At 33.4% G+C, this 16,361-nt stretch carries 9 protein-coding genes; 2 read left to right on the forward strand and 7 right to left on the reverse strand.

From position 1 onward, the window contains the following. The first annotated feature begins 71 nt into the window (after nt 1-71). Nucleotides 72-3,653, forward strand: a complete 3,582-nt coding sequence (locus AC061E_RS00090) for a T9SS type A sorting domain-containing protein (RefSeq protein ID WP_478284440.1) — start codon at nt 72-74, stop codon at nt 3,651-3,653. Between the two features lie 446 nt (nt 3,654-4,099). On the opposite strand, the gene dprA is transcribed toward AC061E_RS00090, so the two are convergent. Next, a complete protein-coding gene (dprA, locus tag AC061E_RS00095; RefSeq protein ID WP_478284441.1) occupies nt 4,100-5,200 on the reverse strand; it encodes a DNA-processing protein DprA in 1,101 nt (366 codons plus the stop codon). A 102-nt stretch (nt 5,201-5,302) separates the two neighbouring features. Here dprA and AC061E_RS00100 point away from each other — a divergent pair, with 102 nt between their 5' ends. Beyond that, nucleotides 5,303-6,250: an HU domain-containing protein gene (locus tag AC061E_RS00100; RefSeq protein ID WP_478284442.1), complete on the forward strand. Its 948-nt coding sequence runs from the start codon at nt 5,303-5,305 to the stop codon at nt 6,248-6,250. 116 nt (nt 6,251-6,366) lie between these two features. Here AC061E_RS00100 and AC061E_RS00105 read toward each other — a convergent pair whose 3' ends face one another. The 6 genes from AC061E_RS00105 to mnmG form a co-directional block, all read right to left on the reverse strand. Next, the gene (locus tag AC061E_RS00105) at nt 6,367-7,131 is read right to left on the reverse strand and encodes a copper chaperone (protein WP_478284443.1); all 765 of its coding nucleotides are present in this window, start codon (nt 7,129-7,131) and stop codon (nt 6,367-6,369) included. Between the two features lie 16 nt (nt 7,132-7,147). Continuing rightward, on the reverse strand, nt 7,148-9,220 hold the full coding sequence (locus AC061E_RS00110) for a DUF7868 domain-containing protein (RefSeq protein ID WP_478284444.1): 2,073 nt from the start codon (nt 9,218-9,220) through the stop codon (nt 7,148-7,150). 555 nt (nt 9,221-9,775) lie between these two features. Beyond that, the gene (locus tag AC061E_RS00115) at nt 9,776-12,043 is read right to left on the reverse strand and encodes a helix-turn-helix domain-containing protein (protein WP_478284445.1); all 2,268 of its coding nucleotides are present in this window, start codon (nt 12,041-12,043) and stop codon (nt 9,776-9,778) included. Nucleotides 12,044-12,404: 361 nt separating this feature from the next. Next, complete coding sequence (locus tag AC061E_RS00120; protein ID WP_478284446.1) at nt 12,405-12,974, reverse strand: OmpH/Skp family outer membrane protein; 570 nt, start codon at nt 12,972-12,974, stop codon at nt 12,405-12,407. Between the two features lie 277 nt (nt 12,975-13,251). Beyond that, the gene (locus AC061E_RS00125) at nt 13,252-14,112 is read right to left on the reverse strand and encodes a class I SAM-dependent methyltransferase (RefSeq protein ID WP_478284447.1); all 861 of its coding nucleotides are present in this window, start codon (nt 14,110-14,112) and stop codon (nt 13,252-13,254) included. 217 nt (nt 14,113-14,329) lie between these two features. Beyond that, a complete protein-coding gene (gene mnmG, locus AC061E_RS00130) occupies nt 14,330-16,201 on the reverse strand; it encodes a tRNA uridine-5-carboxymethylaminomethyl(34) synthesis enzyme MnmG (protein WP_478284448.1) in 1,872 nt (623 codons plus the stop codon). Between the last annotated feature and the right edge of the window lie 160 nt (nt 16,202-16,361).

The raw sequence follows: 16,361 nt of genomic DNA on the forward strand, positions 1-16,361 counted from the left end.
TTTGATAAAAAGTTCAAAAAGTTTTAAAAAAATTTCATAATATTGTAGTAAAAATCAACAATGTATATTATATGAAAGCAAAATTACTTTTGATGTTTTTGTTTTTGACGATTACCTTGCAAGCCCAAACCAATTTGGTGCCCAATGGAAACTTCGAAAACTGGACATCCTCCTCACAACCAAATAATTGGTTTAGATTCTTTAACGGATTAGTATTCCAGAGTACTTCGGCTCAAAATGGTAGCTCGAGTACCAAAATGCAAATTACAAGCGGAACGTTTAATTACATCAACAGCGAGTATTTTCCTGTTGTAGCTGGTAAAACGTATCGCATTACAATGTATCACAAACTGGTTACTGGAACTTTCTCGGCTATTGACCTAAGTTTGTATCACAAACCGGGCACTTTTAAAACAGAAATTACCAAAAAAACAGATGCCGTTACTTCCAGCACCGAATGGCGAAAAATAGAATTTGACTACACACCAACCATAAGCGAATCTATTGAAGTAGATATCTGGACAACAGGTACGCTGAACTCAGAAATCTTGGTAGACAATGTTTCTGTGGTTGATGTTTCGTCTCTAGGATCACAATATACCTTGATCCCTGATATAAATTTTGAAACTAAACTGATTAGTCTGGGTATTGATTCAGGCACTACCGACGGAAAGGTTCTAACATCCAAAGTAGCATCTTTGACTTCTTTAAATGTTAGCAACAGCTCTATTACAAACCTTACTGGGATTGAAGATTTTATTGCTTTAAATAGTTTAAATTGTCAAAATAACCGATTAAATCAATTAAACATTTCTAAAAACATTAAACTAACAAATTTGGTGTGTAGTAATAATCTATTAACAACATTAAATCTAGATAATAATCCACGCTTAAATGTTCTAAAATGTGCAGATAATAAATTAGCATTGCTTGATTTTTCTAACAATACAATTCTTAATTCTATTGAATGTGAAAACAATCAGCTTATAAGTATAGATGTTTCTAAACAGCTGATGCTGGAAAGTCTAGATTGTAGAAATAATACACTCAAAATTCTTGATGTGTCCTCTAATTTAAAACTAAGCTCTTTATGGTGTAATAACAATTTGTTGAAAAATCTCGATCTAAGTAAAAACAATAAATTGAGTGTAATGACTGCTCATACAAATTTGTTAACCTATTTGAATATACAAAACGGAACAAATTATTTATTTAATCCTAATTCTTCTTACGCAACCTTTTACGGAAATAATCTAGAATGCATTCAGGTAGATAATGTTGAGGATGCCAATAAAATATGGTCTCAAGTAAAAGATCCTAGCACGAGTTTTAGCACAGATTGCAAAGCATATACTTTAATTCCAGATGTCAACTTTGAGAAAAAACTAATTGCCCTTGGTATTGACAAAGATGGGGTAAATGGCAAAGTTCTAACTTCAAATGTTGCTTCAGTTAAGTCCTTATATATCGATGGAAATTCAATAACTGATTTAACAGGAATTCAGGATTTTATCGCTTTGACGACTTTAGAATGCTCTAATAACCAAATTACGACTTTAGATCTTTCCAAAAATGTAAAATTAGCTACTTTGAATTGTGTTCAGAATAAATTAACCACTATAGATTTATCCAATAATTTAGATTTGAAAGATGTGTCTTTTTCTTATAATAAATTGACAACTATTGATATTTCTAAAAATGTAGCACTAACTACTTTATCGCTTTACAACAATAACCTGACGAATCTGGATGTATCGGGTAATTTGGCGTTAAAAAACCTGTATTGTATTGCAAATCAAATAACAAAAATTGATGTGTCTAAAAATTTAGCCTTAAATTCATTGTGGATTTCCTCCAATAAATTGACAAATTTAGATGTATCCGCTAATTTAAATTTAACTTCATTGGTATGTGATCGCAATCTGTTAACTAGTTTGGATCTAACCAAAAACAATGCATTAAAATCATTAAACTGTATTTACAATAAGCTGACTTGTATTCTAGTTGCCGATGTAGATTATGCGACCAAAAACTGGAGCATTACAAAAGACAACACAGCGAGCCTTACCACAGACTGTAATGCTGTTACATTAATTCCAGACCTTAATTTTGAAACTAAATTAATAAGTTTAGGAATCGATTCAGGAGCTCCAGACGGAAAAGTTTTAACTACAAATATTGCTTCCTTAACTTCTTTAGATGTTGCAAATTCTTCAATCATAGACTTAACAGGAATTGAAGATTTTAAAGAATTGACTGTACTTTATGCTTCTAAGAATCAAATTACAACGCTAAATCTCTCTGCTAATACCAAATTAACTTCATTAAATGTAAGGGAAAATAAATTAAAGAGTATAAACGTTAGAGCTAATGTTCTATTAACTAGTTTGTCAATAGATAACAATGAATTAACAACTTTAGACGTATCTCAAAATACCAAATTAACTTCATTAAATGTAAGGGAAAATAAATTAAAGAGTATAAACGTTAGAGCTAATGTTCTATTAACTAGTTTGTCAATTGGAAAAAATGAATTAACAACTTTAGACGTATCTCAAAATACCAAATTAAATCATATAAATGCCGAATATAATCAATTAACAGCTTTAGACTTATCCAATAATTTACAACTAAAACAAGTAGTTGTTTCTGATAATCAATTAACAGCATTAGATTTATCAAAAAATAACGCGATAACATTTTTGCAATGTTCTTCTAATAAATTGACAAGTCTAGACATTACAAATGCTTCTCTTTTAACAAGCTTGAATTGTCATAACAACCAATTGACAGCTTTAGATGTGTTAGATAGTATTCTATTGGAATCCATAACTTGCCAAAATAATTCTTTGCTAAGTCTTGATGTTACAAAAAATACAAATTTAGAATATTTAAATTCTTCTTCTAACAAATTAACGAGCTTAGACCTTACAAAAAACTTAAAAATAGAAACGTTATATTGTTATAGTAATCAACTGACTACCTTAGATGTTTCAAATAATAAATTACTTATAAATTTATATGTTTATGATAATTCTTTGACAACTATTGATGTTTCGAATAATACATTGCTAACTCGATTGTATGTTTACAAAAATTATTTGACTGTTATTGACGTTTCTAAAAATGCTGAATTGACTTATTTTTTTTGTTTCAATAATCAGCTAACAAGCCTTGATATAACTAATAATAAGAAAATAAAAGGTTTACGAGTTAATTTAAATAATTTAACATCATTGAATCTGAAAAACGGAAATAATACTATTTTCGACACTATGTATACAAACTTTAATGATAATCCTAATTTAAGTTGTATTCAAGTAGATAGCAAAACCTATGCTGATGCCAATTGGTCTTCAAGTAAAGATGTTACAGCATCCTATTCTGAATCTTGTGCTAATCTATCTACTTCGGATCTTATTTTTGAAAAAATAAGTGTGTATCCTAATCCAACAAAAGGTGCGCTATTCATTGATAATGTTGCAATTGATTCAATAAGAGTTTATAATGCCTTAGGAAAACTGATGAATGTGCCATTTACAAGTACGGGCAATAGTTCTACAGCAAATTTAGAACAGTTACCTACTGGTATTTATTATATTTACCTTACTAGTAATGATGCTACAACCGTAAAAAAAGTAATGGTTAAATAATTTATTTACTATTTTACACTCGTTTTTACAAAAACGCTATTTCTTAACTGAAATGGCGTTTTTGTTTTTTAAAACACACGTTCAATTACAATTTAAACCTAACAGGTTTTAAAAAACTTTTAGGACTAAACAAACCGTAAAGTTTGCAACATGGCTCATTCAGCCAGAAGAATTACAATATGATGGTACTATTTTATGTACTGAAAATAAAACGTTCTCCCTTAGCCCCGATGGAAGTGGAAATCCTTTATTTAGAGCCAGTTTTTTAACCGAATCGTAATAAAGATTGTAACGTACAGCGGGACAACTCGTGTGCTGGGCAAAAAATATGCTGCTCCTAGAAAAACACAAAAATATGTCCGATGGACAGGCATCGGGAATAACCTTTAAAGGATTTGACTCATTTTTAAGATGTTATTTTAATGAAAAACTACCTTTTGATGAATTTATATTGCTTCGAATAATTTGCCGGGTAATGGCCTTATAACGCCTTTTAACTCCATATTTAAGAGCATTCCTGATATTTTGTAAATAGGGAAATCACAGTGTAGTGCAATAATGTCCATCAATTCTTTTCCTGTTTTTAGGAGGTAATCGTATACTTTTTGTTCGTCATCATCAAGCGTTACAAACAATTGCTTTTGTACGGGTTTAGAATCCTGCTGAATATCCCAATTTAAGATATACACCAAATCTGCAGCGCTAGTGAGCACATTTGCTTTTTGGGTTTTAATGAGGTTGTTGCAACCTTGACTGTATTTATCGGTAACGCGACCTGGAACCGCAAATACGTCTCGGTTGTAATCATTGGCCATATTGGCTGTGATTAAGGAGCCACCTCTATCTGCTGATTCAATAACAATAGTAGCCTCAGACATGCCTGCAACAATGCGGTTTCTGCGCACAAAGTTTTCTTTGTCTGGGTTGGTGGTACTCCAAAATTCGGTCATAAAACCTCCGTTTTGCTCAACTGCAGCTACGTATTTTTTATGAGTTTTGGGATAAATTTGGTTCAATCCATGGGCTACAACACCTATGGTTTGCAACTGAAATTCTATAGCCAGTTGATGGGCCACGATATCAACTCCGTAAGCAAAACCACTCACGATTATTGGATTAAGAGGGGCCAAATCTGAGATAAATTTTCTACAAAATTCGATGCCGTAAGCTGTAATTTGGCGGGTACCTACTATGCTTATGATTTTTTTATTTTTTAGATCTATATTTCCAGACTGAAACAATAATAAGGGTCCGTCAAAGCAATGCTTTAGTCGTTCTGGATAATCTTGATCTAAAAAACTTGTTGTCTTAATAGCATTGGCTTTTAGGAATGCTACTTCTTGATTTGCCTTTTCAAATACTGATTTATCTTTGATATTTTTTAAAAGCATTACCCCAACCCCATCAATGGCAGCAAGTTGAGATGTTTTTGATTTAAACACCTCTTCGGCAGAACCACAATGTGCTAGTAATTTTTTGGCCATAATGTCCCCTACTCCCTCTACACGTTGCAAAGCTAAAATATAAAATAAATCCTGTTCGTTCATGCTAAATATTTGAAGGTGAAATGTATAAATTTTTATGGAAATTGTTAATAAAAATTGTGAATAAAATTGTGATAACTATTTTCATTGTATAACTTTGCTACTATGAAAATTGAAATTTACATCGCTCAGCTTTTATACCGTTACCAATGTGTAACTGTACCTGGTTTTGGGGCATTTTTGACTGAAATCCAATCTGCAAAACTAGAGCAAGGTTCTCATTCCTTTTCTCCGCCTACCAAAAAAATTGCTTTTAATGCCAATTTGAAAAATAATGATGGTTTACTGGCCAATCATATTGCGCTAGCAGAGAAAAAAACTTATGATTATACAGTAGGCGCCATACAATATGAAGTATTCAAGTGGAAAAAATCATTAGAAGAAAACACGTATTTGACCCTAGATAATATTGGTGATTTACGCTTGAATGAAGACAAAAATATAGTTTTCACCCCTTTTGACCAAACCAATTATTTAACCAGTTCATTTGGTTTAGCTCCATTTGTTTCACCACAAGTAAAAAGACTAGTCGAGGAAGAAGTGTTCAGTTTTGAAGATAAAACACAAACGGTTACCTTTATACCAACAGAACCTAGAACTATTTCTCCATACTTAAAATATGCAGCTGTGTTTGTATTAGGTTTAGGACTTGTAGGTAGCGTGGGTTACCCTATGTATGAAAATCAAGTTGCATCTCAAACTTTACTGGTAAAAACTGCAGTACAAAAGCAAGTTCAAAACAAGATTCAAGAAGCTACTTTTATTATTGAAAATCCTATACCAGCTGTTACTTTAACTGTAAAACCTTCAGAAAAAGTAACCCTACCATACCACATTATGGCTGGAGTGTATCGAGATCAACATAATGCTAATGCGAGTTTAAAAAATCTTAAAAAATTAGGGTTCCCTGCTAGACGTATTGCTCCCAATAAAAATGGGTATTACCCTGTTTTATACGGAAGTTATGCTACATTTGTAGAAGCAGAAAAAGCAAAAAAAGAAATCAACGATACGCACAATCCTGATGCTTGGATTTTAATAGAATCGCTTTAAATTACATTTTATCAATGATAAAAAATCCCCTAAATAGCAAAATTTATTTAGGGGATTTTTTTTAAATTAAATTTAATCTTATCCTTAACCACCTGAAGTCAAGATTATATTGTTTGTTATACCGTTACAAGTTGCTGTACTTTAATTCTAGTTTGAGCAATCAGGATTTTTATCAATTTCAAACGAAAACTAAAGTTCCAGCGGGGCAATTGCGGGTGTTCCATGTGTTCACTAATCATTATAATTGTAACCACAATCATGGCTAAATTATGACCAGTAGGCAAAAGCATAGGAAACAACATTAAGGCCCATCCTGCTCCTACGCACCATAAACCATGGTAAATTCCGTAAACAAATGCATCTCGTTTTGCCGACCATCCAAAGGCTGAAAGAGTCCAATGTTCGTGACCTCGGTTCAAACATTGTTGTTTTATAGGTGAAAATTGCCAAATTATAGCTACAATCATAAAGCCCAATGCCGGTAAATAAGACATAGGAAGTAACAAATTTAACATCATGATTATTGCAATCATGAATACACCTGTTACCACCCAAATTAGAACATAACCTAAAACAAATAACAAAGCATTTAAAAAACGATTTCGCTTAAGGCTTTGTATATGAATAAGTTGTATGGGTACGATTAATTTAGGTAACATCATAGCCACAACCATTAACCCCCAGCCTAATAGCTGGGAAGAAAATGGATTCATCTCTAATAACATTTTTAAGGATCCAGCGGAAGGACCAGATGCAGAAACATGACAATGTTCCATAGTCATAATATTCCCAGGATTTACTAATAGCAGTACCCAAACAAGTAAACTGATGCTTATGATTATAAAGTTGATGCTTAATTTACTGTATTTTGATAGTTTCATACTTTCCTTTTTTGGTTTATTTGCCAGAACGGTAAATTCCTATCCTGCCTACAGTAATTTCACTATTATTAGGCAAAGGATTTGATGTTTTTATCTCGACATGGAGCGCTTCCAAAGTGAGATTATTTGCAAGATGCAAATCATCAACAATACTCGTAATATTAAATTTAAAAGTAAGACCAGAACCTCCGTGTGCTGTATTTTTCATGGATGCCATTCGAATACCAAAGAGTGAAACTGTTTTTACTAAGGTCCCGTTTACAAATACGGATAAAAAATTAGCATTATTAGTCCCTGTTACATTCTCTAACAAAAGATAAACTTCATCAGGCATTGCGCTTAAAGACGCTTTAAGTAAGCTCTTAGAGACCGATTTCCATGCATTGGTATCAAGTGCTACACTTGCTTGGGTTGTACCACTATTCAATTTAATAGAATTGCTACTTGCGCCAACTAGCTCAGCATTACTTTTTGAAGGCATAGGATGATCATTAGGATTTATAGTAACTCCAAGTTTAGATAAACGCAAAACGGATTTTTCAACTGCGGTTGCTGGAGGTACATTACTATATGAAGTTAAGGAAAGATCATCATAAGTATACGAGTAAAGAGCTTTATTGTAATATTTTAAATCAGTAGTGCTATTAACATCATCAGGTGTGTAGTACCATGGTTTTCCACTTGAGTCCAGTGGCATAGCAAATCTTGAATTTCCTTGAGCTGAAGGACCCGTTAACCAATTTGGATTTGTTGGATTATTATTATTACCTGTTACATTCCAAGCAGCCCACATTCGATCAATATTGGCATGATGTAGAAAGAAAATAGGGTCTAAACCTGCTAATCCTGGATCAGCCATTAAGCCTTCATATTCCTCACTTGGAGTACTAGTAAGACTAATTTTAACAGCACCGGTATTATCTGTTAAACCAGCACCATATGCACCCGTTAAATCGTCATTTATACAAACCTCTAATAAACCACTACTTCCATTTGGTACAATAGCTCCATCTCCTATTAAAAAAGGGGTTCCACCATTTACTCTCCCAACTAAAGCTCCCATGGCTACATTAACCATTGGATACAGCGGTTGATTAACTGGAACAACAATATCTGGAGAACCATTAGCATCATATAATTTACCGCCATTATCATTTGGATCTGCAGTCCAAGCTCCACTCACAAAGGACACTACAACTGTGGAACTTCCTTGAACAATATTTATTCCTGTAGATTGCCAAGGTTCGTTTGCTTGTACCGTAAAATTAGTACCTGAAAAAGACCAAAATTCTGAATTTAATCCTCCAACCATTCCGTGCACAAAATTATGAGGATTCATTTCTAAATCTCCAAAACCACCATTGCTATGACTAAAACCTGTTTGTGCACCACCATAATGATCGCCAAAAATAGTTATGCCTTCTTGGTCAGGAGGCGTTTGTGGATCTTCCTGTGAATCAGCACCGCTACTGTATAAAGTATCCCACTGACATTCATCATTAATAGAATTAGTCAAACCCGTTCCCACTATTAAAAATATACCGTTCGTAGGGTTACCCGTAACACCGTATCGTTCTGGTACATACAAAGGATTTGCGGTTCCGTCTGGCAACTCTGAAGCAGTAAATGCTGGCGGAATATAGTTTTCTTCAAAAGTTAGGGATTGACTCATGTAATTCCAATACGGTAAGGCCCAATCGCTTGGTCCTCCTAATTGAACAATTGTATCTCTAAGAAGATTTTCAAGAGCTACTAAATACCCTCTATGCCATGGAGGAAAAAACCACGTTCCGTGCTGACATTGATTCCAAAACAAACTAATAAAATTTTGTTCTGGCAATGTACCAAGATTTGCTGATGCTGGTATTGAATTGATTTTAGTCCAATTAGGATAACCAGATGGCGCTGTACCTGTACCAAAATCACTCGTTAGATATTCTCCATGAATAGCGGCGTAGAACCACCAACTTGTGGGATCACTAATTGGTTTTGATTTCATCACGCCTACTGCTTTTGCATACCACAAAAGATCTAAATTCTCAAAGGTACCTCCCTTGTTCCATGCATTCGCTCTTGTAAATGTTGTCATAGTTATTTTTAGTTTAATTGATAGTTTTTATTAAGGTTTTTGTCTAAAAGTGGCGAATGGGATAGCAATCATAATAACTTCTGTTGACTGCTAGATGGCCAATATTTACTGAATCGTTCCTAATTTCATTGTGATGTAGGAACCTTTTCACCTAGTTTAAGAACACACCCAAAATTTAATTTGGTTTATGGGCACCCAAAACTAAAACAATTATCACAAAGGTAACCGCGTATTTTTACGTGTTTTATGATAGTATAAAATGCTTGGGGGTTTTACAAAAAAACGAATTTTCTCGTTAAACATACCCTCTTGCGAAAGTCGATTCAAAGCGTTCAAAATTATATTTTTGGGGATTTTTTTGGGAAGCAATTCCAGCTATCCGTTACAATCTTATACGCCGAAACCCGGCGCATAAGGATTTTCACTTCTATCTGGGCTATGTTATGGTTACCTCAAGGCGTATTACTTGCTTTAGGCTCCTCATAAAAGTTCTTTTTAAAGATATTAATTCAGAATCAAAAGAATTTAAAGTTATTAGCGTTAAAACAAAAACCATTAATTCAAACTCGCTTTAAACATGCGCGCTTCTTCCCATGAAAATTTTTGGCCATTTTCTTCCATTAAAGCATTCAAAGATTCCTCCTTATATCCCGCAAAAGCTTTCTCAAGATCTTGAAGTGTTTGCTCTGATAAAACCTCTTTAATAGAAACCGCATTAGTTTGAATCAACTTAACAAAATGAGAATAGATAGTATTTACCGTAAGTACACGCAATGCTGCAATTTCTGGTATGGTTTTCTTTTCTACCCACAGCTCGTACGTTTCTTGATAGGTCGATTTCTTTACAACAGCTGTTTTACTTTTCTTTTTGGTATAACGCTGCACATCTTGCTCATCTTCAATTAAAGTAACATTCAATTCTTTGAACTGTTTTTGAATGGCATCCGTTTTTCTGGTAATGTATTTTTGTATTTCGTCTGAAGTTAATTTTTCTTTAGAAATGGTTTCGCCTGCAACCACTGTTTCAATTAAAAGTTGGGCTTTCATTAAACGAAGTACGGCTTTTGTTTGAAATTCCTCCAGCAAAACCAACTCTTCGTAATAGGCTTTTACTTTCTTGATGCGCTTTATCTCTTCTATTTTCCAAAGTATTTCAAATACTAAGTCGTCCATTGGCTTAAAAAAATAAGAAAAAGCTGCTTGCACACGAGTTGCTACATGGTTTAAATCTACCGTTTCTGGAGTAAAAAGTTTATTTAATTGATTTATAAATTTGGCCGAAGGTTCAAGTAGTTGCTCTACAATTTCCATTTGTTTTCTGGCCCAAAGCGCATGTTTTGATTTGCCAGTACTTTCTGAATTTTCAGTATAGCTAAACTTGTGGTTGCGCCATTGTTGCGCTAAATCAGTCCAATTAAAACTGTTAACCAAGTATTGATGAATGAAATTCTTAGTTTCAAAGTGCAAGGCGTTTTCTAAAACAGTATCCGAAGCTTTGTTCAAAGAATAGTCCATTACATCTTGATCGTTTGAAATACCATTCATACGTAGCGGAGAAAGCAAAATAAGCCCGTTTAAGGAACGCAAACGCGATAATGCTACATATGCCTGTCCAGGCAGAAAAACTTGCGATACATCAAGCGCTGCTTTCTCAAAAGTAAGTCCTTGACTTTTATGAACGGTTATCGCCCACGCTAATTTGATGGGGTAATGCACAAAAGTGCCTAAAACCTCCTCTTCTATTTCCTTTGTAGTAGCATTTACCGTGTACCGTATGTTTTGCCATTCGTATTTTTCAACCTCGATGGTTTTGTTTTCTTCAGGAAATGAAATTACAATTTCTCTGGGCGCGAGAGATTGTACCACACCCATCTTCCCGTTGAAATAATGTTTATCAAATGACAAATCATTTTTGACAAACATAATTTGCGAACCCACTTTTAATTTTAAATCATGTTCCACGGGGAAAATTTTATCTGGAAAATCACCCGTGATTTCCGGTTGAAATACCTGTAGTTTCCCTTCAAGATCCTCCAATGCCTGTGCGTTGATGGTATCGGCTTTGTGATTGTGGGTAGTTAAAGTGATGTAACCTTTGTTAGATTTTAAATCAAAATTAGGTTGTACGTATTGGTTTAAGGTTTGAATGTCAAGAGAGGTGATCTGATTGTTTCTCAAATTGTTCAACACTGAAATAAAAGTATCATCTGTCTGTCGGAAAATTTTTGATAGTTCAATATACAATGGTGGAAACTGCTGAATAACATGGGAATGAAAGAAAAATTTGCCTTTGTAATAATTCCTTAAAGTGCTCCATTCCTCATCTCGAATAACAGGTGGCAATTGCAACAAATCCCCAATGTACAAAACTTGAACTCCTCCAAAAGGGCTATTTTTAGAACGCGCTGTTTGCATCATAAAATCTATAGCATCCAGTAAATCAGCACGTAACATACTTACTTCATCAATAATCAAAAGCTCCATATTACGAATGACCGATTTTTTTAAACCGCTCATTTTAAAATGCCTACGCAAAGTTGCTTTGGTTTCAAACTTGGTACTATCAGAAAATTGTGGTGCCGAATTATCTGGAATAAAACCGCCAAAAGGCAATTGAAACATGGAGTGAATAGTAACCCCTCCAGCATTTAAGGCCGCAATGCCTGTAGGTGCAACGACCACTGTATTCTTATGAGTAGTAGCAATGATTTCTTTAAGTAAAGTGGTTTTTCCTGTACCAGCTTTTCCTGTTAGAAAAATAGATCGTTGCGTTTGATTGATAAAACGAAGGGTGTAAGCTGCTGCTTCAGAGATAGTTTGCATTAGGCGTGTATATAAAAAAGCAAATATAGGAAACGAAAATTCAATTAAAAATAAGCTGACTATTCTAAATTCGTATTTAAAGTAAATTTTTAAGTTTAATCAATCTATTAGTAAACCGATAAATTGAGTAAATCGATAAACCAAAGTAATTACATGAAATAAAAATTTATCTTGATAGATATTTTTACAAAACATAAAAGATTCAATGTTAAAACCAAGGAATTAAAAGGCTTTAAGCTTTGGTTTGCTAAAAATGTATTCTTTTCCGACATAAAAAAGAAAGATAGCTTTTAAAAAAAAAGCAAAAAAAAGCCTTCAATCTAATAATAGATGAAGGCGATTTTTTAAATTAAGATACTAATTATTTTTTAGCTTCTGCTTTTTCTTCCGTTTTAGCTGGAGCTTTATATTTGTCATTCAATGCTTTAATGATATCTTTTGTTATATCAAATTTATCTTCAGCATACAAGATAGAAGCAGCATCTCCAGTTCCATATATATATGCGTAACCTTTTTCTTTACCGTATGTTTTAATAAATTTCTTTACACCGCTTACTAGTGAATCCATTTCTTTACCACTTTCAGCTTGTAATTCTTGTGATAAAGCTTGTTGAGCATAACCTAATTGTTGTTCTCTTTTTTGCAATTCAGCACCTTTTTTCTGTGCCCATTCTTGACCGTTAGCTTGAGCTTGTGATTGAAAGTTTGCTGCTTCTTGCTTAAATCTATTAATTTCAGCTTCTAATTGTCTTCCCTTCTCCTCTGCTTTAGATTTGAATTTAGCTTCAAGATCTTTAGCTTCGGTATATTGTTTCATTAATTCAGATGTATCAACATAAGCCGTTTTTACTTCCTTAGTTGCTTCTGCTGGTTTGTTACAAGATACAAGTGCAATTGTTAAAGCAACAAGTACTAACGCTTTTTTATTCATAGTAATTTTATTTATTATTTGAGATTGGTAATTATTAAATTTTGTTGTGATTGAAAATCAATTTTTAGTAACTGTGACAAAAATATAAAAAAATAGACAGCATTGACAAAAACTTAAAAAATTAGTCATTTTAATCGCTATAGTATTTACTTATGCCACTCATTACAAAAATAATTTTAGCCTATTAAAAACAAAGCTCACAATTGATTTTAAATTAAAAATTAAAAAAAATCGATATTCTAGAGTGTTTAAACTCAAAATAGCGCCTTAAAAAGGCTTAAATTGATTTTTGATCGTTTTTAAGCACATAAATGTGCGATGAATACTCAGAATTTCTCTTTCCATACCAATTTGATTTGAGTCCAACATAAATTGCCGAGAGATAATTCATTTTTCCTGTTTTGTATTTTTCTGAAAGCAAGCTTACATAAAACGCATCAAATTTCATAGGAAGTACTTTAATGAGATTCATATCTACTTTTTTGAAAAGTGATTGTATGGCCTTTTTAGAAAAATGCCAAAAATGAATAGGCACATCATAAGCTGCCCAAAAAGTTCCGTACTGTTTTGCATCGAAAGATTTAAAATTTGGAACGGCTACAATTAAAGTTCCATTTGGCTTAAGCAATCGTTTCAGTTCTAAAATTTGCTCCTCTAAATTAGGAACATGTTCTAAAACATGCCACATGGTAATTACATCAAAAGAATGATTTTCTAATTCAGCTGTTTTTTCAACAAAAACAACACCTTTATTTTTTGCAATGGTTTTTGCTTTTTCACTTGGCTCTACTCCTATGGTTTGCCAACCATTTTGTTTTGCAACAGATAAAAAATCTCCTGTTCCTGCTCCAATATCCAAAATACTTCCTTTATTTGGTTGAAAGGAATTAATCAAATCTAACTTATTTTTTAATGCAATGTTTTTTACGAAGTGATATGCTTTTTCAAACAACGAACGTTTACTGTCTGTATGTGAAATATAATCTACGCTTTCGTAGTACTTTCCTAAATTTTCTAAACTTGGTTGCGGAGTTGTTATCAACATGTCCAAATCTTCGTCATGATACAAATCAAAAGTTTCTTTTGAAACGGAATAATCTTTAACGGTTAAAAAATGCTTTTTGTTTGAAATGTCCATTAATTAAATCTTCTTTATGTTTTGTTTTTAAACTAAACCCTGAATGCATTTATAAAAGCTTTCAGGGTTAAAATTATATATTATTCTAAATTCTCAATAACAGCAACACTTCACACTGTAGTTTCACGTGGAACAATTTTAGTACTCATTATTCAATAACAGTATAAATAAAAATCGAAGGTCAACTAAGACTATATACTGAATAATGAAGACTTACTTAACGCCCCATATAAATCAACAATACAGAAATATCACTTGGAGATACACCACTTATTCTGGAAGCTTGTGAAATAGTAACCGGTCTGATTTTGGATAATTTCTGTTTGGCTTCAATAGACATAGACTTTATTTTTTCATAATCAAAATTCTCAGGAATCTTAACATCTTCGAGTCTCAATAACTTATCTGCATTATTTCGTTCCTTTTCAATATAACCAGAATACTTTACTTGAATTTCCGCTTGTTCTAAAATCTCTTGATCTAAATCGTGCTCATCAATATAAACAGTCACTTTTTCGAATTTTAAGATATCTTCTAAATCTATTTGTGGTCTAGAAAAAACTTTAAACATTTTATCCCCTTGAGTAATCAATGCAGTGTTTTTTGATTCTAAAATAGGATTAGCTTCAGATACAGAAACACTAGTCTCTTTAAAAAAGGCAACCATCTTTTCAGACTCTTTTAATTTATGTTCCATTCTGCGCAAACGAGCTTCAGAAGCAAGACCAATTTCAAATGACATTGGAGTTAATCTAAAATCCGCATTGTCCTGACGCAATAAAGTTCTGTACTCTGCACGTGAGGTAAACATTCTATATGGCTCCTCTGTTCCTTTAGTAATTAAGTCATCTATTAAAACCCCGATATAAGCTTCGTCTCTTTTTAAAATCAAAGGAGCTTTTTCGTTGATCTTTAAATGCGCATTTATTCCAGCCATCAATCCTTGAGCAGCTGCTTCTTCATATCCTGTAGTTCCGTTTATTTGACCAGCAAAAAACAAACCTGATACTAATTTCGTTTCAAGAGTGTGCTTCAATTGCGTTGGTGGAAAATAATCATACTCTATAGCATAACCTGGTCTAAAAAATTTTACGTTTTCAAAACCCACAACAGAACGCAAAGCTTTAAATTGAATATCCTCGGGTAAAGAAGTAGAAAAACCATTCACATACACCTCACAGGTATTCCAACCTTCAGGCTCAACAAAAAGTTGATGTCTTTCTTTATCTGCAAAACGATTAATTTTATCTTCAATAGACGGACAATACCTCGGGCCTAAACTTTTGATACGACCGTTGAACATTGGAGAACGATCAAATCCTTCTCTAAGAATGTCATGAACATCCAAAGAAGTATACGTCATGTGACATGATTTTTGGAAAGCCAAAGGTTTAGTGAAATCAGAATAAGAAAACTTATCCGGCTTGGCATCACCTTTCTCTTCATTCATTTTAGAATAATCAAGTGATCGTCCATCAACACGCGGTGGCGTTCCAGTTTTCATTCGGCCAGATTCAAAACCAACCGCAACAAGATCTTCAGTAATTCCATAAGAAGCACTCTCCCCTGCACGACCTCCACCAAATTGCTTATCACCAATATGAATCAATCCATTCAAAAAAGTACCATTAGTAAGCACCACAGATTTTGAACGAATCTCCAAGCCTAATGAAGTTTTGATCCCTTTGACTACTCCATTCTCGATAATCAACCCACTAACAATTTCTTGGTAAAAATCAAGATTAGGTGTTCCTTCAAGCATCAACCTCCATTCCTCAGCAAAACGCATTCGATCACTTTGAACTCTTGGAGACCACATAGCAGGTCCTTTTGATTTGTTAAGCATCTTAAACTGAATTGCCGTCTTGTCTGAAACAATTCCAGAATAACCGCCAAGAGCATCAATCTCTCGAACAATTTGTCCTTTTGCTATACCCCCCATTGCAGGATTACACGACATTTGCGCAATGTTTTGCAAGCTCATGGTAACCAAAAGCGTCTTCGATCCCAAATTAGCAGCGGCAGCGGCGGCCTCAGAACCAGCATGACCAGCCCCAACTACAATAACATCATATTCTTGATAAAACATTTTTATAAAAGTTTAATCCTTACGGATTGAATTTAAAAATTCAGTGTGTGTTCCACGTGGAACTAAATTAGCCCTTCGTTAAATTTGTGTTCCACGTGGAACTAATTTAAAACTTCAATTTTTTAAGTTCAACAAAGAAACCGAAAAAGAAGAGTTGTGT

This window comes from Flavobacterium sp. GNP011, from assembly GCF_056428925.1.

Bases quoted from the DNA above. Each gene is read 5' to 3' on its own strand.
- AC061E_RS00120 (WP_478284446.1), bottom strand. From the start codon at position 12,974: ATGAATAAAAAAGCGTTAGTACTTGTTGCTTTAACAATTGCACTTGTA.
- AC061E_RS00115 (WP_478284445.1), bottom strand. From the start codon at position 12,043: ATGCAAACTATCTCTGAAGCAGCAGCTTACACCCTTCGTTTTATCAAT.
- mnmG (WP_478284448.1), bottom strand. From the start codon at position 16,201: ATGTTTTATCAAGAATATGATGTTATTGTAGTTGGGGCTGGTCATGCT.
- AC061E_RS00100 (WP_478284442.1), top strand. From the start codon at position 5,303: ATGAAAATTGAAATTTACATCGCTCAGCTTTTATACCGTTACCAATGT.
- AC061E_RS00125 (WP_478284447.1), bottom strand. From the start codon at position 14,112: ATGGACATTTCAAACAAAAAGCATTTTTTAACCGTTAAAGATTATTCC.
- AC061E_RS00110 (WP_478284444.1), bottom strand. From the start codon at position 9,220: ATGACAACATTTACAAGAGCGAATGCATGGAACAAGGGAGGTACCTTT.
- AC061E_RS00105 (WP_478284443.1), bottom strand. From the start codon at position 7,131: ATGAAACTATCAAAATACAGTAAATTAAGCATCAACTTTATAATCATA.
- AC061E_RS00090 (WP_478284440.1), top strand. From the start codon at position 72: ATGAAAGCAAAATTACTTTTGATGTTTTTGTTTTTGACGATTACCTTG.
- dprA (WP_478284441.1), bottom strand. From the start codon at position 5,200: ATGAACGAACAGGATTTATTTTATATTTTAGCTTTGCAACGTGTAGAG.